Source organism: Sulfitobacter sp. SBS6 (assembly GCF_048285585.1).
Classification (GTDB): Bacteria; Pseudomonadota; Alphaproteobacteria; order Rhodobacterales; family Rhodobacteraceae; genus Sulfitobacter; species Sulfitobacter pontiacus.
The window spans coordinates 48,251-67,352 of the sequence record NZ_JBLWBA010000008.1; the positions used below are offsets into that span (position 1 = coordinate 48,251).

At 61.2% G+C, this 19,102-nt stretch carries 20 protein-coding genes and 1 tRNA gene; 8 read left to right on the plus strand and 13 right to left on the minus strand.

Annotated elements, in window-relative coordinates:
* The 5 genes from ACNQ62_RS13910 to ACNQ62_RS13930 form a co-directional block, all read right to left on the minus strand.
* Positions 1-525: a TRAP transporter small permease gene (locus tag ACNQ62_RS13910; RefSeq protein ID WP_005850973.1), complete on the minus strand. Its 525-nt coding sequence runs from the start codon at positions 523-525 to the stop codon at positions 1-3.
* Between the two features lie 72 nt (positions 526-597).
* The gene (locus ACNQ62_RS13915) at positions 598-1,587 is read right to left on the minus strand and encodes a TRAP transporter substrate-binding protein (protein WP_005850974.1); all 990 of its coding nucleotides are present in this window, start codon (positions 1,585-1,587) and stop codon (positions 598-600) included.
* A 39-nt stretch (positions 1,588-1,626) separates the two neighbouring features.
* Positions 1,627-2,895, minus strand: coding sequence for an NAD(P)/FAD-dependent oxidoreductase (locus tag ACNQ62_RS13920; RefSeq protein ID WP_418095098.1), 1,269 nt, complete (start codon positions 2,893-2,895; stop codon positions 1,627-1,629).
* Positions 2,896-3,035: 140 nt separating this feature from the next.
* Positions 3,036-4,241 carry a winged helix-turn-helix domain-containing protein gene (locus tag ACNQ62_RS13925; RefSeq protein ID WP_418095099.1) on the minus strand — a complete coding sequence of 402 codons (1,206 nt, stop codon included), beginning with the start codon at positions 4,239-4,241 and terminating at the stop codon, positions 3,036-3,038.
* Positions 4,238-5,275: a LacI family DNA-binding transcriptional regulator gene (locus ACNQ62_RS13930; RefSeq protein ID WP_037942958.1), complete on the minus strand. Its 1,038-nt coding sequence runs from the start codon at positions 5,273-5,275 to the stop codon at positions 4,238-4,240. Before ACNQ62_RS13930 ends, ACNQ62_RS13925 begins: the two co-directional genes overlap by 4 nt.
* A gap of 156 nt (positions 5,276-5,431) precedes the next feature.
* Between ACNQ62_RS13930 and ACNQ62_RS13935 the strand changes: the two genes are divergently transcribed.
* A tRNA-Arg gene (locus ACNQ62_RS13935) sits at positions 5,432-5,508 on the plus strand.
* Positions 5,509-5,747: 239 nt separating this feature from the next.
* Complete coding sequence (locus ACNQ62_RS13940) at positions 5,748-6,380, plus strand: DUF998 domain-containing protein (protein WP_418095100.1); 633 nt, start codon at positions 5,748-5,750, stop codon at positions 6,378-6,380.
* A gap of 90 nt (positions 6,381-6,470) precedes the next feature.
* On the opposite strand, the gene leuB is transcribed toward ACNQ62_RS13940, so the two are convergent.
* The 6 genes from leuB to ACNQ62_RS13970 form a co-directional block, all read right to left on the minus strand.
* Positions 6,471-7,577, minus strand: coding sequence for a 3-isopropylmalate dehydrogenase (leuB, locus tag ACNQ62_RS13945; protein ID WP_005851023.1), 1,107 nt, complete (start codon positions 7,575-7,577; stop codon positions 6,471-6,473).
* 65 nt (positions 7,578-7,642) lie between these two features.
* Positions 7,643-8,587, minus strand: coding sequence for an endonuclease/exonuclease/phosphatase family protein (locus ACNQ62_RS13950; RefSeq protein ID WP_418095101.1), 945 nt, complete (start codon positions 8,585-8,587; stop codon positions 7,643-7,645).
* 32 nt (positions 8,588-8,619) lie between these two features.
* A complete protein-coding gene (locus ACNQ62_RS13955; protein WP_005851026.1) occupies positions 8,620-9,465 on the minus strand; it encodes a hypothetical protein in 846 nt (281 codons plus the stop codon).
* Between the two features lie 322 nt (positions 9,466-9,787).
* Positions 9,788-10,393: a 3-isopropylmalate dehydratase small subunit gene (gene leuD, locus ACNQ62_RS13960; RefSeq protein ID WP_005851028.1), complete on the minus strand. Its 606-nt coding sequence runs from the start codon at positions 10,391-10,393 to the stop codon at positions 9,788-9,790.
* A 30-nt stretch (positions 10,394-10,423) separates the two neighbouring features.
* Positions 10,424-11,833, minus strand: coding sequence for a 3-isopropylmalate dehydratase large subunit (gene leuC, locus ACNQ62_RS13965; protein WP_037942994.1), 1,410 nt, complete (start codon positions 11,831-11,833; stop codon positions 10,424-10,426).
* 76 nt (positions 11,834-11,909) lie between these two features.
* Entirely contained in the window at positions 11,910-12,008 is a 99-nt protein-coding gene (locus ACNQ62_RS13970) for a hypothetical protein (protein WP_037954076.1), read from the minus strand.
* Between the two features lie 185 nt (positions 12,009-12,193).
* On the opposite strand from ACNQ62_RS13970, the gene ACNQ62_RS13975 reads away from it, so the two are divergent.
* The 3 genes from ACNQ62_RS13975 (at position 12,194) to rlmH (ending at position 14,899) form a co-directional block, all read left to right on the plus strand.
* Positions 12,194-13,549 carry a mechanosensitive ion channel family protein gene (locus ACNQ62_RS13975; protein ID WP_418095102.1) on the plus strand — a complete coding sequence of 452 codons (1,356 nt, stop codon included), beginning with the start codon at positions 12,194-12,196 and terminating at the stop codon, positions 13,547-13,549.
* Between the two features lie 489 nt (positions 13,550-14,038).
* A complete protein-coding gene (rsfS, locus tag ACNQ62_RS13980) occupies positions 14,039-14,407 on the plus strand; it encodes a ribosome silencing factor (RefSeq protein ID WP_005851034.1) in 369 nt (122 codons plus the stop codon).
* A gap of 21 nt (positions 14,408-14,428) precedes the next feature.
* Positions 14,429-14,899, plus strand: a complete 471-nt coding sequence (rlmH, locus tag ACNQ62_RS13985; protein ID WP_009825853.1) for a 23S rRNA (pseudouridine(1915)-N(3))-methyltransferase RlmH — start codon at positions 14,429-14,431, stop codon at positions 14,897-14,899.
* Positions 14,900-14,934: 35 nt separating this feature from the next.
* Here the strand turns inward: rlmH and ACNQ62_RS13990 are convergent, their stop codons facing one another.
* Positions 14,935-15,291: a hypothetical protein gene (locus ACNQ62_RS13990; protein WP_064216286.1), complete on the minus strand. Its 357-nt coding sequence runs from the start codon at positions 15,289-15,291 to the stop codon at positions 14,935-14,937.
* A gap of 33 nt (positions 15,292-15,324) precedes the next feature.
* Positions 15,325-16,026: a DUF599 domain-containing protein gene (locus ACNQ62_RS13995; RefSeq protein ID WP_418095103.1), complete on the minus strand. Its 702-nt coding sequence runs from the start codon at positions 16,024-16,026 to the stop codon at positions 15,325-15,327.
* Positions 16,027-16,107: 81 nt separating this feature from the next.
* Between ACNQ62_RS13995 and ACNQ62_RS14000 the strand changes: the two genes are divergently transcribed.
* The 3 genes from ACNQ62_RS14000 to ACNQ62_RS14010 are packed head-to-tail and all read left to right on the plus strand — an operon-like array spanning position 16,108 to position 19,097.
* Complete coding sequence (locus tag ACNQ62_RS14000) at positions 16,108-17,556, plus strand: FAD-linked oxidase C-terminal domain-containing protein (RefSeq protein WP_132997470.1); 1,449 nt, start codon at positions 16,108-16,110, stop codon at positions 17,554-17,556.
* Positions 17,557-17,616: 60 nt separating this feature from the next.
* The gene (locus tag ACNQ62_RS14005; protein WP_418095104.1) at positions 17,617-18,735 is read left to right on the plus strand and encodes an FAD-binding protein; all 1,119 of its coding nucleotides are present in this window, start codon (positions 17,617-17,619) and stop codon (positions 18,733-18,735) included.
* Positions 18,732-19,097: a hypothetical protein gene (locus ACNQ62_RS14010; RefSeq protein WP_037943001.1), complete on the plus strand. Its 366-nt coding sequence runs from the start codon at positions 18,732-18,734 to the stop codon at positions 19,095-19,097. The genes ACNQ62_RS14005 and ACNQ62_RS14010 overlap by 4 nt, the downstream gene beginning before the upstream one ends.
* The last annotated feature ends 5 nt before the right edge of the window (positions 19,098-19,102 follow it).

The window sequence follows — 19,102 nt, forward strand, 5'->3', positions numbered from 1 at the left end:
TCACTCCCCAAAACTTTGATCGACAAGATCGCGGGTGAGACGGTGTTCGCCTTTTACGATCAGATAGAGCAGGTTATCGGTCAGCGCGATGGCGAGGATGCCACCGCCCACAACCATCACCGACTGCGGAATCCACAAGGATGTGGCGTCTTGCGACTGGCTGACTTCGTTGAATTTCCACGACCAGTAGACGAACCAATAGGCGTAGTAGGTGAAATACCACGCAATCGCCGCGGCAAGGCCGAAGCACCATATTTCAAGAAGCCGTTTCGGGCCTGCGGGCAGTGCGTTCAGCAGCACCGATACGCGGATATGCGCGCCACGGTTCAGCGCGTTGGCGAAAGCGAGGAAGCTGGCGGCGGCCATCGCATAGCCGGCATAGCTTGCCGCACCGGGGAAAACCTCGCCGGTCCAGCGGGCAACCATCTGCACCACGATCAGCAGCAGGATCGCGACAAGACTGACGGCAGCCAGGGCACCAGATGCGAAATAGATGAAATCAAGCAGGCGTCGCAGGATGTTCATGGGAAAGGTCTCCGGATTGGCGGATCGAACGTCAAACGGCGGCACCTGTGTGGGGCGCCGCCGTTCGTTGATTTACTGCATGGATTTGTAGCTATCGACGATCGCCTGACCGTCCTCGCCCGCATTCTCCAGCCATTCGGAGGTCATGGTGCCGCCAATGTCGCGCAGGCCGGACATCAGCTCTTCGCTGGCGGGTTCCACGGTCATGCCGCCTTCGCGCAGCCCGTCATAGGTGAACTGCGTATAGTCCTTGGAGGCTTGCAGCCCGCGCGTTTCCGCATCGCTTGCACAGGTGGTGATGATCGCCTTGTTCTCTTCCGAGACATCGTTCCACACGTCATTGTTGATCATGATGTAGTTGCGCGGCAGCCAGGCGTCGACCTCGTAGAAATGGGTCAGGCTTTCCCAGACTTTCTGGTCATAGCCGGTCGCACCGGACGAGATCATCGATTCCGCAACGCCGGTGGCAAAAGCCTGGCTCAGCTCGGCGGCTTCGATGGTGACGGGCAGCATGCCTGTCAGCTCTGCCAGACGGCTGGTGGCGTTGTTGTAGGACCGGAACTTGACGCCCTTCATGTCCTCGATCGTGTTGACCTCTTTCTTGAAGTACAGACCCTGTGGCGGCCATGGCACGTTATAAAGCAGCGTCAGGTTCTGCTCTGCCAACAGCTCTTCGATCTTGGGTTTCGCGGCTTTCCACAGCTTGTCGGACGCCTCGAAGGACGGCGCGAGGAAGGGGATGGAATCAAAGCCGAAGATCGCGTTTTCATTCTGGTGCCCCGACAGGATGCGTTCGCCCAGCTGGACCTGACCGGTCTGGATCGCACGTTTGATGTCGGCACCCGCGATCAGCGACCCGCCGGGGTGCACGGTGATCTCGATCTCGCCCGCGGTGCCTTCGGTCACGCAGTTGGCAAATTCAACGCCGTTCTCGGAATGGAAGTTCGACGCCGAATAGGCCATCGGCATGTCCCATTTCTCAGCCGCGAAAGCGGGCAGGGCGGTGGTGACCGTCAGGGCGGCGGTCGCGACGCCTGTCATCAATGTGGTGGTCCGTTTCATGTGGTTCTCTCCTTGTTGGTATGTCTTTGGCTTGCGGGGTTAGCCCCTGCTAAACCGTTGCGGTGCATAGGGCTGCAGGTCGGTGTTGACGGGTTGCCCCATAACCAATCCTGCGACGAGGCGGCCTGTTTTGGGCCCGCCTGTCAACCCGATGTGGTGATGCCCGAAGGCGGTAAAGACCCGGCTTGTGCCAACCTGTCCGATCAGGGGCAGGCTGTCGCTGGGGGCAGGTCGGTGCCCCAGCCATTCGATCTCGCGCGTGGCCCTAAGCTGTGGAAAGGCCGCCTTCGCCTGTCGCCGCAGCAGCGCCAGCGGTGCCTTGGACGGGGCTGCGTCAAGCCCGCCGAATTCCAGAATACCCGCGCAGCGTAGGCCCTGCGCCATGGGGGTGGCAACGAATTTCCCGCTGGCGATCATCACGGGGCGCGCGGGCCCGCCCGTCGCGCCCTCGAATATCACATGATAGCCGCGTTCGCTTTCCAGCGGGACGTTCAGCCCCAGCTTGGCCATCAGCGGTTTCGACCAGACGCCGGTGGCCAGCACGATATCGTCACAGGCCACGCGGCCTTGGGTCGTCTCGACCCCGGAAATCGCGCCGCCGGACAGGTCGAAATCCTTGACCTCGGCCTGCAGGATCGTGCCGCCGCCCTGTTCGAACGCCCGCGCCAGCGCGCCGACATAGCCGCCGGGGTCGCGGACAAAGCCGTGGTCCTTCATGGTGGCAAGCAGGTGTATGTCCGGGCCGAGCGTCGGTTCATACTCGTGTATCTGCGGCCCCTCGATCAGATCTGGCGCGAACCCCGCCTCCGCCCGCAGCGCCCAGGTGTAGGCTTCGGCGTCAAACGCGGCGCGGTTTCGATAGGCGAAAACATAATCGCTGTCCCTCACCCAGTCGGACAGGCCCAAATCAGCGGTCAGGCTTTTGTGTTGGTCCACACTGTCGCTGACAATAGGCGCGAGCCCCTGCGCAATCCGGCGGGTGTCGCGGTCGTTCGCGACCCGCAGATACTTTGCCAGCCACGGCAGCAGACGTGGCAGATAGGGCAGGCGCAAGTAAAGCGGCACATCCGGGTTCAGCAGCATCGCGGGGGCTTTGGCGATCAGGCCGGGGGCGGTGACAGGTGCCACGGCGCAGGCTGCCAGCACGCCCGCGTTCCCATGCGACGTGCCTGTCCCCGGTGCCGCGCGATCAATGATCGTGACCTGCGCGCCTGCGCGTTGCAGCCAGATCGCCGATGACACACCGACAATACCCGCCCCCACGACGACCACATGGCGCGTCATGGGCGACCCTTGGGATGAAAGCAAAGACGGTTCGACATGGTTCTTGATTCCTTTCCGCTCACTTTGGCAGGGAAAAGCAATACGTCAACAAAATGTTTACAAATTGTCATCGTTGTCGCCTGCGCAAGCATGTACCGCCAATTCGTTCATCGAAACGGGGTGGGTTACCGAAGCCAGCCGTCTTCGAAAGCGATCTGACTGACGCCTGCCAGACGGATGATGCGGGCCAGCTCTGCCTCGAAGGCGGCTTGTTTGCCTTTGCCCCACCGGCTGCCCGGCTCTGGCCAAAGGGCGCGTACCACCAGCGTATCGCGGTCACGGTGTGCTTTCATATCCACCCGGGCGACGATGCTGTCGCCCTGCAGGATCGGAAAAACATAATAGCCATAGACCCGTTTGGGCGCGGGCACGAACATCTCTATCCGGTAGCGGAAGCCGAACAGACGTTCGGCGCGTTTGCGATCGCGCAAGGCCGGGTCAAAGGGGCTGAGCACGCGCAGCCGTGCGGTCGGAGCCATGTCTATCGCGGGGTCGCTTGCCAGACCGGGACGGGCAAAGCTGCGATGGACTGTGCCGTCGGCGCCCGCGATCTGCACCTGCTCGACACGTCCGACGGCCTGTTCACGCTGGACCCATGCCTTCGCCTCTGCCGGAGAGATATGCGCCCAGAATGCCGCCAGTTCCCCCGGTGTGGCAAAGCCCAGACGATCCAGCGCGCCGTTGCAGCACCAATCGATGGTCTGCGCCTCATCCGGTGCCTGCGACGGGTCGCATAGCGCCGCGTCGATTACCCGCTCTGTCAGGTCATAGCGTTTCTGGAAACCGTCCCGCCCCACGACGCAAAGCGCTCCGGCGCGCCACAGATATTCCAGCGCGGTTTTGGAGGGATGCCAATCCCACCACCCGCCATTTGATCGCGGTTCATCCTGCCCCACATCAGACGACGACACTGGCCCCTGTGCGCGGATCTGGTCCAGCACGCTCTGGAACCGCCCCTCGAAATCATGTTGGTGCCAGTTCTTGTACCGCTGGCGCAGCATCTGCGCGTCCCGCTGGCGGCGCAATTCCCAATGGGGGTAGTATCCCATCGGGATCACCGCGGCGTCATGGGTCCAGTGCTCAAACAGCGCCCCATCGCGTTCATACAATGTCTTCAACGCTTGCGGGCGATAGCGTTGGCGGCGCGAGAACAGGATCAGGTCATGCGCCCGCGCCACGGTATTGATGCTGTCCAACTGCACAAAGCCCAGGCCCTGGATCAGCTGCAACAGGTCGTTCCCGCTGGCGGGCCCCTGGGGTGCATCGCTCAGCAGATGGCGATGCAGAAAGATGCGACGGGCGTCGCGGTTGCCGATCAGCGGCAGGGTCATACCTTGCGGTTGCGGCGCAGCGTGTCCCCCAGCGACAGGGTCGGTGTCAGCGTAATCTGCGTTTGCAGGTCGGGGTCCGGTTCATCCAGTGTATCGTTCAGAATGATACGCGCCGCGGCCTGTCCGATCTCGAGCCGACAGGCGTCCATCGTGGCAAGCTGACGGGGCAAGCCCTGTAGCAGTTCGACGTTGTTGAAACCGGCAAGGCCGATCTGGCCCGGAATATCGATGCCCTGATCGATCAGATACAGCAATCCGCCCGCGCCGATCATGTCGTTTGAATAATACAGGAAATCCAGCTCGGGCGACCGCTCAAGCATGTCTTGCGTCATCTCGCGCCCCTTGGCCAGCGCAGAGCCGCCAGAGTAGAACGCGCGGTCCTCGATCTCTATCCCCGCTTTGGCGAGCCCTTCGGTAAACCCTTCGAACCGTTTGCGGGCACGGTGGTCGAGCGGCATCTTGGTGCCCATGAAACCGATGTGTTCATAGCCTTCCTTTAGGATCGCCTTGGCCATCTCCTGCCCCGCACGGCGGTGCGAGATGCCGACCATCGCATCAATCGGGCGCCCGTCGACATCCATGATCTCGACCACGGGGATGCCCGCGTTCTTGAGCATGGCACGAGTCGCATCGCTATGTTCCAACCCCGCGATGATCACGCCCGAGGGCCGCCACGACAGCATTTCATAGAGAACACGTTCTTCTTTCTCGGGCATATAGTCGGTGACGCCCACGACCGGCTGCAGCGGCGTGTCTTCAAGCACCTGATTGACGCCGTTCAGCACCTCGGGAAAGACCATGTTCGACAGCGACGGGATAATCACCGCGACAAGGTTCACCCGTTGGGACGCCAGCGATCCGGCAATCTGGTTGGGCACATACCCCAGCTCTTTCGCCGCAGCCAGCACCCGCCGGCGCGTCGCTTCGGACACGTCGCCGCGTTTTCGCAGAACCCGGCTGACCGTCATTTCCGACACCCCGCAGGCATCGGATACATCACGAAGGGTCAACGGGCGTTTCGGAGGCTGTGTCAAAGGCGCTTGTCCTGCTTGAAAGTGGTATTCTATCAACAGCGTAGTGCGTCGGTTGGGCGCAGGCAATCACCATATCAAGCCCCCCACCACAGCGCTGCCATACCACCGTGCAGTGTGGCTGGATCACCACCCCGTTTTGCGCTAAGCCAATCCCGTGGCCCCGTGGCTCAACTGGATAGAGCAGCCCCCTCCTAAGGGGCAGGTTGCAGGTTCGAATCCTGCCGGGGTCGCCATTACTACCTGAGAACGTGCCTTATTTGCGGGGAAAGCCGAACGCGTGGAGGTAAGGGGGCGGCCTAACTTCATCGGTCAGCAGCACGGGGGAGATGCTTATCCGTTCACGCAGAACGGCTAGCCGGGATAAAAGGGTCTTCACAGAGGCCATAATAGAGCTTTCGCAGATTTAGATGCGTGCTCATGACCAGCGTAAGCTTACGATCGGAATTTTTCATTTTTAAAAGGTAAATTGTACATGGAGAACGAAATCGGCGACGCAGCAGTTCGAGAAAGGCCCGGGCTCGTGCGCCTCCTTGCATGGTACGCGATATTTGGCTGCATCTTGTTTTCGGGGATGATCCTGATCGCGGATTTTGTTGTTCCGGACCACGACTGGATCGCCGACACCATCAGCGATCTTGGTGCGGGTGAATATGAATATATTGTCGATATCGGCATCTATGCGTTTTCGGCTTCACTGATATCGATCGCTTTACTTGCCGCGCATATTCATCTGGGCAATTGGCGCTGGAGCGTCGGGATCGTGGGCTTCACCGTCTTGGGGCTGATTGTCTTCCTTGTTGGCGCGCGGAATGAATACGGCGACAACGACAGCGATGGCGTCGTGATCCATAGCTACCTGGTCTATGCTCTTGGCCTTCTTATGGCGATCTTGCCGTGGTCCATGTCAGACGGGGCGCGCTGCTGCGGTGCGGTATACGGCAGAATTCTTGTCGGTCTCTGTGCGCTTTGGACCGTCTCGGCACCGGTCTTTTTCATGCTACCCACCGATGTCGATGGACTTTACGAACGGTATCTTGGTGTGATTGCCATGGCGACGGTGATCACTCTGGCGATGTTGTTTCTGCGCCGGCAGGGGCGCGGATAGGAACGTGGCTGCGGCATGCGGCAGCGTCTGATGCGTCTGGCCAAAGCAAAGCAGCCCCGCCAGTCATCCGGCAGGGCTGCGCTTTATATCTTACAGGCTCGCGTCCAGCGCGGCGAGGATTGCGTCGCCCATTTCGGAGGTCGAGATGGGGGAGCCGCCTTCGGGGCCCATCAGATCCGCGGTGCGTGCCCCATCGGCCAGCACTTTTTCAACGGCTTTTTCCAGACGCGCGGCTTCATCGCCCTGGTCGAAGGAATAGCGCAGCGCCATTGCAAAGCTGAGGATACAGGCGATGGGGTTCGCCTTGCCTTGACCCGCGATATCGGGAGCAGAGCCGTGGACGGGCTCGTACAGCGCTTTGGGGCGGCCATCGGCATTGGGCGCACCCAACGAGGCAGAGGGCAGCATCCCCAGCGAGCCTGTCAGCATCGCGGCACAATCGGACAGGATATCGCCGAACAGGTTGTCGGTGACGATCACGTCGAACTGTTTGGGCGCGCGCACCAGCTGCATCGCGCCGTTGTCGGCGTACATGTGGGACAGCTCGACATCGGGGTAGTCTTCGTCATGCACCTTCTGCACGACTTCGCGCCACAGGATGCCGCTTTCCATGACGTTGGCTTTCTCCATCGAGCAGACTTTGTTGCCCCGACGACGCGCCAGTTCAAAGGCTGACCGTGCGACACGGTCGATCTCGGATTCGGTGTAGCGCTGTGTATTGATGCCGACGCGCTCGTTGCCTTCCTCGAAAATTCCGCGGGGTTCGCCAAAGTAGACACCCGATGTCAGTTCGCGCACGATCATGATGTCGAGCCCGGCAACGAGGTCTTTCTTCAGCGAGGAGAAATCCGCCAGCGCGTCGAAACACTGTGCCGGACGCAGGTTCGAAAACAGGTCCATTTCCTTGCGCAGGCGCAGCAGGCCGCGTTCGGGTTTGACGCTGAAATCAAGCGCGTCGTATTTCGGCCCGCCAACGGCACCCAGCAGAACAGCATCCGCCGCCAGCGCTTTGGCCATCGTGTCGTCATGCAGGGGGGTGCCGTGTTTGTCATAGGCGGCACCGCCGACCAGATCGTGATCCACGTCAAAGGCCAGATCGCGCTTGTCGCCAAACCAGTCGATGATGCGAACAACCTGGCCCATGACCTCGGGGCCGATGCCGTCACCGGCGAGGATTAGCAATGTGGGGTTGGCCATGCGATGTCTCCTGAAAAATACGTTGATAGCGGGGTAGCGCGGGGAGCCAGAGGGGTCAAGAACGGCTAGCGGTCAAGATCGACCCAGACCACGCCATGACGGCTGGCAGCAGGGTCGCGGGTCACGCCAGCGGCGACGATGCGCCAGTCGGTTGAGGGCAGTAGATAGTCGACACGCATATCGCCCAAACCGTCGAAGGTGACGGTGGGCTGACCCGCCAGCGGGTCTTGCAGCGCGGGGTGATCCAACAGCGTCTGGATCGCGGCGCGCAGCCCTTCGCCTTTCGCCGGATCAAGATTTGCATCCCCCAGCAGGATAAAACGGTCTGTTGGCGGCGGGCCGAAGGTGCCCGCCAGATAGTGATCCCAGAACAGGATTTCATCATGGTTGCGTTTGCCGTTGCGGTCCTCTGGTCCGTCGAACACAGGGGGCGTGGCATAGAAGGTCAGCAAGGTCAGGGGCGCTTGGTCTGGGATGTCGATCGGCACGACCCATGCCCCGTGCGAGGCAAGCCGCTGCACCTCTTGCGCCGCGGCAGAGGGGAAGGGGGCACCGTCCGTCTGCGGCAGCAGCGCATCGGGCAGGTCACGCCACAGGAAATCGCTGTAATCCTGAACGTCGGTGCGCAGCACGGGATAGCGCGACAGGATCGTCATCGCGCCCGCGCCGAAGAAGCGGCCATAGCCCTGACCATCGCGCGCGCCGCCCGCTTTTCCGTCGCCGTCCATATCCAGACCCGTGGGCCGTCCCGCATTCGGGGGCAGCGCGAAACGGTAGGGGTAGCTGGGGCCAGCCTCGCCAAGCCTGTCCGCCAAAGCGCCAAGCGTTGTGCCGCCAAGATCGTAATCCACCCCCTGCAGCACGATGATATCGGCACCGACATCCGCCAGCAGGCGCGTCACAGCGGTAATCTGCGGGTCCGCCCCTTTGGCAATGTCGCGCAGCAGCAGACCCGGTCCGGCCCGCGATAATTCGGTGTTGAAGGTGGCGATGCGCAGGGGCTCTGCCACCGCGGGGGATGCGGCCAGCAGAACGCCTGCGATCAGGCTGGCTGCAAGCCGTGATCTTTCTCCGCCTCGTCGGCATAGGCGCGACGGCGTTTCTCTTCGATCATCTCGGCGATCTTGCCCATGGCAATGCCGCGCATGATGATGCTGGCAGGAAGGAAGGCCCATGCGGCGACTGTCCAGATCTGGGTATGCGGGTTCTGCAATGTAATCGGGTCTAGCAGATCGGCCGCCGCTTTGACTACTGCGGGGATCAGGAAGGGCAGAAGGAAGCCAAGCGCGATATTGATCCGTGCGTCCCGTTGCAGACGATAGATGACATCGCCGCCCGCGGTCGGGTCGAACAGCGGCAGGTTCACCCAGACGTTAAAGGCCCCCTGACGCACTGGCCAATTCATGATGCGCACCAGCACCAGAAACGCCCCCATCGAGATCAGCGAGATCAGATAGGCCATGCCCGCGGACGTACGGACCGATGTCACCAGTGCGTCGCTGGCGCTTTCGGGCAGCATCAGGACAATCATGCGCACCGGCGAAAAGGGGAAATCCATCGCATTGCCAAGGATCGTCCCGATAGAGGTCATGGCACCGCCCAGAACCGAGGGGCTGACCTTTTGCTTCAGGATCAACGTCAGCAGGATGATGGTGACCAGCAAGCAGACATAGCGCAGCCGGTTGAAGGGGGCCGCGTCGCGGAATTCGATGATGCTGGGGAAGTTCGAGTTGTATTCGATGAACGTCAGAAAGCAGGCGATCAGTGCCACCAGCATTGTGATCTGGCTGGAATCGTTCAACGCATCGGGTAACATGAGGGCGGGCGTTGCAATCAACAATGCCACCAGAATGCCACGCGCTGCCGCGCCGGATATACGTGCAATCACAAAACTACCCTTCCAAACTGGCCAGCCACGATTCTTTGCCGCGTGCTTGTTCCAACTTGATGCCCTCGGGTGTCGAAGGCCTGCCTCAGAATTGCCTCAATTGTGTCTTCTTTCGCCACATTCCTCAAGCCCGTTCCTGACGATGCGCGCGGATCTGAGACATTTTGAGCGCAGGTGTGGTGCGATATTGCATCATAGCTGCGGCGAAAATGACGCAACCCGCGGTCTGTTGTGGGCAACAAAGCGGTGCCCACAACCATGTATAGAACTCAACCCGTGGTTAGGTCAAGCGCGCCAGCCCGTCGGGCCGGGCCCGTGAGGGTCAGACCCAGGGGCGTGCCTGTGCAGCGGCAGATTCGAAGCTGTCGATAGAGGCCGCTTTTTCCAGCGTCAGACCAATATCGTCGAGTCCGTTCATCAGGCAGTGCTTCTTGAACGCGTCAACCTGGAAGCTGATGACTTCACCGTCAGAGCTGGTGATCGTCTGCGCCTCAAGATCCACTTCGATCCGCGCGTTAGAGCCTTTTTCGGCGTCTTTCATCAACAGGTCCACCTGCTCTTGCGGCAGGGCGATCGGCAGGATGCCGTTCTTGAAGCAGTTGTTGTAGAAGATGTCCGCAAAGCTGGGCGCGATGACACAGGTGATGCCGAAATCGGCGATGGCCCAAGGCGCGTGTTCCCGCGAAGAACCACAACCGAAGTTATCGCCCGCTACAAGAATCTGCGCGTCACGGTATTGCGGTTTGTTGAGCACGAAATCCGGTACTTCGTTGCCGTCGCGGTCATAGCGCATCTCGTCAAACAGGTTCACGCCAAGGCCCGACCGTTTGATCGTTTTCAGGAACTGCTTGGGGATGATCATATCGGTGTCGATATTCACCATCGGCATGGGGGCCGCGATCCCGGAAAGTTTGTCGAATTTGTTCATGGTTTTGTTGTCCTTTGATCTGCTGGCCGCTTACGCGTCGAGCTTGCGGATATCGGTCAAACGTCCGGTAAGAGCGGCAGCGGCAGCCATCGCGGGGGACATCAAATGGGTGCGCCCCTTAAAGCCCTGACGGCCCTCGAAGTTGCGGTTCGATGTCGATGCGCAGCGTTCGCCCGGTGCCAATTGGTCGGGGTTCATCGCCAAACACATGGAGCACCCCGCAAGGCGCCATTCGAAACCGGCATCCTTGAAGATATCGGCAAGCCCTTCTTCCTCGGCCTGCGCCCGCACAAGGCCGGAGCCCGGGACGATCATGGCGCGCATCCCGTCCTTGATCTTCTTGCCTTTCAGAACTGCCGCCGCAGCGCGCAGGTCTTCGATGCGGCCGTTGGTGCAAGACCCGATGAACACGGTATCGATCTCGATATCGGTCAGCGCCATGCCTTCGGTCAGGCCCATGTATTCGATCGCGCGTTTCGCCGCGTCGACCTTGCCGCCGGTAAAGTCCGATGCCGCGGGCACTTTGGCGGTGATGGGCAGAACATCCTCGGGCGAGGTGCCCCAGGTGACGGCTGGTGCGATGTCTTCGCCCTTGATCGTGATGACCTTGTCCCAATGGGCGTCGTCATCGGAATACAGTGTTTTCCACCAATCCATCGCGGCTTCCCACTGGGCACCCTTGGGCGCGTGGGGGCGGCCTTTGCAATATTCGAACGTCTTGTCGTCCGGCGCGATCAAGCCAGCGCGCGCGCCGCCCTCAATGGCCATGTTGCAGACGGTCATGCGGCCTTCCATCGACAGGTCACGGATCGCCTCGCCGCAATATTCGATGACATAGCCGGTGCCGCCCGCCGTGCCGGTTTCACCGATCACGGTCATGGTGATGTCCTTGGCGGTCACACCGGGGGCAAGTTTGCCGGTGATCTCGACTTTCATGTTCTTGGATTTCTTCTGGATCAGCGTTTGCGTCGCCAGCACGTGTTCCACCTCCGAGGTGCCGATCCCGTGGGCCAGCGACCCAAAGGCACCATGTGTCGCGGTGTGGCTGTCGCCGCAGACAACGGTCATGCCGGGCAGGGTCCAGCCCTGCTCGGGGCCGACGATATGCACGATGCCCTGACGCACGTCGGACACGGGGTAGTAGTGCAGGCCGAATTCCTTGGCGTTTGTATCAAGGGCGGCCACCTGAACGCGGCTGTCTTCGGTCATTGTCGCGGCGTTGGCGCGGTCCAGCGTGGTCGGCACGTTGTGATCGGGCACAGCGATGGTCTGGTCGGGGCGGCGCACGGTGCGGCCCGTCATTCGCAGCCCTTCAAAGGCTTGCGGGCTGGTCACTTCGTGGACGAGGTGACGGTCGATGTACAGAAGGCAGGTGCCATCGTCGGCCTCGTGCGCGACATGGGCATCCCAGATTTTATCATAGAGCGTTTTGGGGGACATGTGGTCCTCTCCCGTATGTTATGTAAGCGAAGTATAGGGGTGTACGAAAGACGAGCGCCAAGGCGCGGGCGGGCGTTTATAGTCGCGCCAGCACGGTGTGGGTTGCCCCGAAAAAGCGTTCGCGCAAGCGGGCGCGGTCGCAAATGTTGAACAGATCGTCTGAAACATGTGTCATAGCGGCTTAGCTAGACGCTTTCGGCCATGTGATCAAGGATTCTGACGGTGTGCGGTGGTGGCACGGTGGTGGCGCGGCTGCATCGGATCACGTGGTTGTGCACGGACGCGGGTATCCCTTCTTGCGCGGTGCGCGGGATTGTCCCACCATTGAAGCCCTGTACAAGTTTCTTGCCTTGAAAGTTTATGATGACCCCAGACCCCTTTGCCCATTTCCTTGAGAGTATCCAGGCGTTGATCGCAGGGGGGATCGGATTGGCGGAAAGCCTGATGCAGCCCGGCTGGCGTCAGTACCAGATGTTCATCCTGCTCGGGCTTGCGCTGATATCATGGGGGCTGCATCACGCCACGGGCAACTGGCTGCAAAACTGGGTCCGCTCGCGCGAGGGGTGGTCCAAATGGCAGCTGCGCATGGTGGTGCAGGTCAAGCGGCGTCTGGGGCTGATGTGGTTCGCCCTGCTGGCAGGGACAGTCTATCTGGTGATGCAGAACATTACCTGGCCCTCGCGGTCCTATCTGATCGGCATATTCGCAACGCTGGTGGCTGTTTGGGTCTGTATCGCCTTCGCAGCGCGGCTGGTGCGCAACCGCCCCATGCGGCGTCTGGTGACATGGGGGCTGTGGATCTACGCCACGCTCTATGCGCTGAACGTGGTTGATGATGTCTCGGCGTTTCTGGATTCGGTGGCGCTGTCGATCGGGGATTTCCGGCTGTCGCTGTTGACGGTGATCACCGCGCTGGTGGTGATCGGTCTGTTCTTCTCTGTGGCGCGGATCATCAGCCAGACCAGCGCTGCCACGATCCGCAAGAACGAAGACATCAGCCCCTCTATGCAGGTGTTGGCGGTGAAGGGTGTACAGCTGACGCTTTATGGCATCGCTTTCTTTATGGGGGTCAAGGCCGTCGGAATTGACCTTACCGGGCTTGCGGTGCTGTCGGGGGCGATTGGTGTGGGCCTCGGTTTCGGCCTGCAAAAGGTCGTGTCGAACCTTGTGTCGGGGATCATCATCCTCATCGACAAGTCGATCAAGCCGGGGGATGTGATCAGCCTTGGCGATACCTTTGGCTGGATCCAGACCTTGGGCGCGCGCTATGCCTCTGTCGTGACGCGGGACGGGAAGGAATATCTGATCCCGAACGAGGACCTGATCACCGGTCAGGTGGTGAACTGGTCCCACTCCAACGATTTTGTGCGGCTCGATATCTATTTCGGCACCGCTTACGGGGATGATCCCCATGTGGTGCGCAAGCTTGCGGTAGAGGCGGCAAGCGGGGTCGAGAGGGTGCTGAGCTTCAAGGCTCCGGTCTGTCATATCGTGGGCTTTGGGGACAGCAGCGTCGATTACATCCTGCGCTTCTGGATCAAGGACCCGACAGGCGGCCTGACCAATATCAGGGGCAATGTTTATCTGGCGCTTTGGGATGCGTTCAAAGAGCACGGGATTTCCATCCCCTTCCCGCAGCGCGAGGTCAAGGTTCTGGACGACAGCAAGCTCGCCCTGTCCCGCGCGGGTGCAGGTGTCGGATCAACACAGGAATGAGCGGCGGGAATCAGCGGGGCCGTGAACCGGTCGTGACTGCGCCCGAACCCCCATATCCCCCTGTCGCGGGCGCATGGCAGCTTTGTGACGCAATGGCACGACTGCCAGCCCGAGCCGGACAGATGGCATATGTGCCTTTCGGCCAGACCTTCATGGCGCTGCGAGGAGGGTGGTCGTCGTACCCCCTGACAACGCCAGTGCCGTTGGCAAAAATGCACAGCGGACAAGAGTTTGCCCGTCAGGGTATGCCATTCTCTGGCCGCGTTACGGGCGGCCCGTCAAAGCGGTGGTGTCGCGGCTCGCGGAACGGCCCCGACTGGCGCGCGCCGGTAAATGCCGGTCATGGCCGCTTGTCATTGAAATTTCACTTCGGCGTGCCTATTCTAGGACATCCCCAGCGCCGGGGGACTGTCGGCGCGTCTAAAGGAGGACAATGTCCTGTCAACGCTTTCAAATGCAGTTCCGACTGCTACCCCGCAGGCAGCCCTGATGACTGCTGAACAAAACACAGCCACAAGCGACGCTCTGCTGGCTTCAATCCTTTCCCAACTTGACGACGACAAAGCCGAAGAAGTTGTGCAGATCGATCTGCGCGGCAAAACGGCAATCGGCGACTATATGGTTGTGTGCTCCGGCCGGTCTTCGCGTCAGGTTTCGGCAATCGCCGAAAAGCTGGCTCAGATGGTCAAGGACGACTATGGCCGTTCGCCCAAGGTCGAAGGCAAGGAAACCGGCGACTGGGTGCTGATCGACACAGGCGATGTGATCGTTCACGTGTTCCGTCCGGAAGTCCGCGAATTCTACCAGCTGGAGAAGATGTGGATGACCACAGAAGCCCCAGCCGTGATGCCGCATTAAGCTGCCTTTCAGGCAGGGTTCATGCGTGTTCACATCTGTGCGGTCGGGCGTTTGCGCGCCGGACCGGAAAAAGACCTCATTGATGATTATCTGAATCGGTTCGATCGAACCGGTCGCGCGCTGGGCCTTGGGCCCGCGCGCGTGATCGAGGTTGAGGATAAGAAAAATGGCGGTATGCCCGCCGAAGCCGCGCTGCTGCGCCGTGCCATTCCTGCGGGGTCGTTGATCTGCGTGATGGACGAACGGGGCAAGGTCGAAACCTCGCCGGACTTCGCCAACCGTCTAGGGGGCTGGCGCGATCAGGGGCGGGGGGATCTGTGCTTTGTCATCGGCGGCGCGGATGGCATCGACAAAGAGCTACGCCGCGAGGCGGATCATGCGCTGTCATTCGGCAAGATGGTCTGGCCGCACATGCTGGTGCGCGTCATGCTGGCAGAACAGCTGTATCGCGCCGCCTCGATCCTGTCGGGCGGCCCATACCACCGCGTATAAATCCGCCAGCTCTGGGGTCCGGCAGGGCCCAAACCTTACTTGATCTGGACCTTCTTGATCTCCTTCCCCCAACCGGACTGCGTATCGCGGGCCTGAATGCCGACCTCTGTCGTGCCTGCGGGCAGCTCAACGCCGGACAGGGAACGGGTTAGCGGTTGTTCGTCCACGTGGGGGTGGATCAATTCGCGGATCGCCAGCTGGTTGCCATCGGCATCCAGAATGCGCCACGCGTCCGAAAAGTGGTCCCAGCCGGTATCATTATGGCTGATTGTCACGTCGAATTTATAAAGGCCGCCCTCTTTCGACACGCGCACCGAGTTGATGGAGGTCGGGTCTGCCGCAGCGACCTGTGCTGCAACCAGCAGCGGAATGGAAAGGATCAATTTGTACATGAATACACCAATGTCTGAAAACAGACATATAGACTAGCCTTGCTCATTTTCCAATAGAATGCGCCGTGACAGTGACGTGAACTCGCGCCGCCAGATGATGATGACGGTGACCATGGCCGCTACGGTGAGGGGGATTGGGCCGACGATCCAGCCCAGACTGGCCAGCGCAAAATAAAGCGATCGCAACCCCCGATTGAAACTGCGTGCGGCGGTGATGTTGATCTCTGCCGCCTTGGACGCCAGCGGGGGTGCGCGGCGGTCCTCGGGGTCATTTGGTACGGCGGCCATGAGCACCGAACAATAGCCAAACAGCCGGTTTGACCAGACGAATTTCAGAAAGCCGTTGGTCAGAAAGAACAGTGGCAGCAGCATTTTGAATTCCCACACCACGGTGGGCAGCTCGGTCAGGGCAAGGTCTTCGACCACCGTCGACAGACGCTCGCTGTTGCCCAAAAGCGCCAGTGTCCCGCCCAAAGCGATCATGCTGGTAGAGGCGAAGAAAGCTGTGCTTTGCCGCAGGGTGCTGATCATCTGCGAATCAAAGATACGCGGCTGACGGGTGATCATCTGGGTCATCCATTCGCGCCGGTATTGCGCCATGATCAGCGACACAGAGGGCTTCGCGGGGTTCGGGTGTTCGATGCGCCAGCCAATGGCCAGCCAGGCGCAAAAGATTATCGCCAAAGCGGCATAATCCAGCGGTTGAAACAGGGCGATGCGATCCATCAAAGTCATGCTAAGCTGCATACGCCGACTGGTTCTATGTTGCCAATGTCTTTAATTGGTCATATTATTTTACCAAACTGGAGGTTCGCCATGGAAATGCCCATTCCCAGCCAAGCCGTGATCGCGCGCAAGACGCGCGTGGTTGATCGGCTGCGTCAGGTTTTGCCGGCTGATGCTGTCATCTCGGATGAACGCGAGACGCGGGCCTATGAATGTGACGCGCTGACCGCCTATAAATGTGCGCCGATGGTGGCGGTGTTGCCCTATACCACACAGCAGGTGTCGGACGTGTTGCGCATCTGCCACGAAGAGGGCGTGCCCGTCGTGCCGCGCGGCTCGGGCACGTCGCTGGCGGGGGGCGCGCTGCCCACGGCGGACTGCGTGATCCTTGGCGTGGCGCGTATGAACGAGGTGATCGAAACCGATTACCCCAACCGCATCATCAAGGTGCAAACCGGGCGTACCAACCTGAGCGTCACAGGCGCGGTCGAGGAAGACGGTTTCTTTTACGCGCCCGACCCTTCAAGCCAGCTGGCCTGTGCCATCGCGGGCAATATCGCGATGAATTCGGGCGGGGCGCATTGTCTGAAATACGGGGTGACGACCAACAACCTCATGGGCGTTACGATGGTCTTGATGGATGGCGAGGTGATCGAGGTCGGCGGCGCGCATCTGGATGCGGGCGGGCTGGACCTGCTGGGGCTGATCTGCGGCTCTGAAGGGCAGCTGGGGGTCGTCACCGAAGCCACGCTGCGCATCTTGCACAAACCCGAAGGCGCGCGGCCCGTGTTGATCGGGTTCGACGATAACGAGGTCGCGGGGGAATGTGTCTCTGACATCATCAAGGCGGGTGTCTTGCCCGTCGCCATCGAATTCATGGACCGCCCCTGTATCGAAGCGACGGAGGCCTTCGCCAAGGCTGGTTATCCCATGTGCGAGGCGTTGCTGATCATCGAGGTCGAAGGCTCCGACGCGGAGATCGACCACCAGTTGGGTCTGATTTCCGACATCGCGCAGCGGCACAATCCGGTGGAGCTGCGGCAATCCAAATCCGCTGAGGAAAGCGCCAAGATCTGGCTGGGTCGGAAATCGGCCTTTGGCGCGATGGGGCAGATCAACGACTACATGTGTCTGGATGGCACCATCCCTGTGTCCTCGCTGCCCTTCGTGCTCAAACGTATCAAGGAACTCAGCGATCAGTTCGGGCTGAAGGTCGGCAATGTGTTCCATGCAGGCGACGGCAATATGCACCCGTTGATCCTGTTTGATGCCAACAAACCGGGCGATCTGGAGCTTTGCGAGGCATTCGGGGCCGAGATCCTCAAGCTCTGCGTCGAAGTGGGCGGCTGTCTGACCGGCGAACATGGCGTCGGGATTGAGAAACGCGATCTGATGCATGTGCAATACGCCCCCGACGATCTGGAGGCGCAGATGGCGGTGAAGGATGTGTTCGACCCCGCATGGCTGCTGAACCCCGCCAAGGTCTTTCCGCTGGACGCGTCAGAGACACGCCGCGCCGTGGCGCTGGCGGCGGAATAATCCGCGCCTGATTAACTGCTGATCTTCAACAGATGACACGCACGACGAAGGAGCCGAGATATGGCCATCACATCCGAAGAGGCACTGGTCGAAGCGGTCAAAGGTGCCGCTGGCCCGATCTCGGTTCAGGGGGGCGGCACGCGCGGCCTGCCCGCGACAGGTCAGATCATGCGCGTCGCGGGGCTGCAGGGGATCACGCTGTATGAACCCGGTGCGCTGACGCTGGTCGCGAAACCCGGCACCCCCGTGGCCGAGATCGAAGAGGCGCTGGCCGCCGAAAACCAGCGTCTCGCGTTCGAACCGATGGACCATCGCGGACTGTTGGGCACCAGCGGCACGCCGACGATCGGTGGGGTGATGGCAGGCAATATCAGCGGGCCGCGGCGGATCTCGGTCGGGGCGGCGCGGGACTTTCTGCTGGGGGTGCGCTTTGTCGACGGGCGCGGTGCCGTGGTCAAGAACGGCGGGCGCGTGATGAAGAATGTCACCGGCTATGATCTGGTCAAGCTGATGGCGGGGTCTTACGGCACTTTGGGTGTGCTGAGCGAGGTATCGATGAAGGTGCTGCCACGCCCTGAAACGCAGGCGACCCTGGTGTTGCACGGGCTGGACGATAGGGCCGCTGTGGCCGCGATGGCCCGCGCCCTTGGCAGCGCATTCGAGGTGACAGGGGCCGCCCATGACCCTGCCACCCGCGAAACCGCACTGCGCATCGAAGGGTTCGAGGCATCGGTCAGCTACCGTCTGAGCCAGCTTCAAGCGTTGCTCGCCGGCGCGGGGGCAGAGGTCGAGCAACGCGATGCAGCGGCGACGCAGGCGCTTTGGTCCGGCATCCGTGATGTGGCGGCGTTTCACGACGGGCAGGGTGATGTGTGGCGCGTGTCGTGCAAACCCTCTGACGCGCCGGGGATCGCGGCGCGGTCGGGGGCAGAGCGCTGGACCTATGACTGGGCGGGCGGGCTGATCTGGCTGCGCTGCGTCGCGGGCCATGATCTGCGCGCGGCCATCGGGCCGATGGATGGGCATGCAACGCTGGTGCGGGCCGATGCACAGACCAAGGCGCGCTTGGGCGTGTTCCACCCCGAACCCGCCGGTGTGGCGCGGCTGACAGCGGCCCTGCGGGCGCAGTTCGATCCCAAGGGCATTTTTAACGCGGGCCAGCTGGACCGCGCGGCATGAGCTTGCTTGCGGTCTTCCTTGTCGTCTTTATCGGCGGGCCGTTGGTGTTCCGCCTCTTGACCCGTGGCAAGCCTGACCGGCGCAGCCTACGTGCGCTGGTGCTCTTGGCTTTTCTCTGTGCCGTGGCGGGGATGGCGATACGCTATGGCGTGGCGCAGTATTGGGGCGAAAACCTGCTGGCGTCGATGGGGGCGATTGCCTGTATCTGGCTGGGCTGGATCGCCGTTCTGGCCTTTGTCGCGCAGGTGTTGCGCCGCGCCTATCCCGGCCCCGTCACGCAGCGCTGGACCAATGTGCTGGGGATCTTGGCCACCACGCTGCCCTGGTTCGGCCTGATCTGGGCCAGCACCGTCGCCGCTTAACTCTT

Bases quoted from the DNA above. Each gene is read 5' to 3' on its own strand.
- ACNQ62_RS13940 (WP_418095100.1), top strand. From the start codon at position 5,748: ATGGAGAACGAAATCGGCGACGCAGCAGTTCGAGAAAGGCCCGGGCTC.
- ACNQ62_RS13975 (WP_418095102.1), top strand. From the start codon at position 12,194: ATGATGACCCCAGACCCCTTTGCCCATTTCCTTGAGAGTATCCAGGCG.
- leuC (WP_037942994.1), bottom strand. From the start codon at position 11,833: ATGTCCCCCAAAACGCTCTATGATAAAATCTGGGATGCCCATGTCGCG.
- rlmH (WP_009825853.1), top strand. From the start codon at position 14,429: ATGCGTGTTCACATCTGTGCGGTCGGGCGTTTGCGCGCCGGACCGGAA.
- ACNQ62_RS14005 (WP_418095104.1), top strand. From the start codon at position 17,617: ATGGCCATCACATCCGAAGAGGCACTGGTCGAAGCGGTCAAAGGTGCC.
- ACNQ62_RS13970 (WP_037954076.1), bottom strand. From the start codon at position 12,008: ATGACACATGTTTCAGACGATCTGTTCAACATTTGCGACCGCGCCCGC.
- ACNQ62_RS13995 (WP_418095103.1), bottom strand. From the start codon at position 16,026: ATGACTTTGATGGATCGCATCGCCCTGTTTCAACCGCTGGATTATGCC.
- ACNQ62_RS13990 (WP_064216286.1), bottom strand. From the start codon at position 15,291: ATGTACAAATTGATCCTTTCCATTCCGCTGCTGGTTGCAGCACAGGTC.
- ACNQ62_RS14010 (WP_037943001.1), top strand. From the start codon at position 18,732: ATGAGCTTGCTTGCGGTCTTCCTTGTCGTCTTTATCGGCGGGCCGTTG.
- ACNQ62_RS13910 (WP_005850973.1), bottom strand. From the start codon at position 525: ATGAACATCCTGCGACGCCTGCTTGATTTCATCTATTTCGCATCTGGT.
- rsfS (WP_005851034.1), top strand. From the start codon at position 14,039: ATGACTGCTGAACAAAACACAGCCACAAGCGACGCTCTGCTGGCTTCA.
- ACNQ62_RS14000 (WP_132997470.1), top strand. From the start codon at position 16,108: ATGGAAATGCCCATTCCCAGCCAAGCCGTGATCGCGCGCAAGACGCGC.
- ACNQ62_RS13915 (WP_005850974.1), bottom strand. From the start codon at position 1,587: ATGAAACGGACCACCACATTGATGACAGGCGTCGCGACCGCCGCCCTG.
- leuD (WP_005851028.1), bottom strand. From the start codon at position 10,393: ATGAACAAATTCGACAAACTTTCCGGGATCGCGGCCCCCATGCCGATG.
- ACNQ62_RS13925 (WP_418095099.1), bottom strand. From the start codon at position 4,241: ATGACCCTGCCGCTGATCGGCAACCGCGACGCCCGTCGCATCTTTCTG.
- leuB (WP_005851023.1), bottom strand. From the start codon at position 7,577: ATGGCCAACCCCACATTGCTAATCCTCGCCGGTGACGGCATCGGCCCC.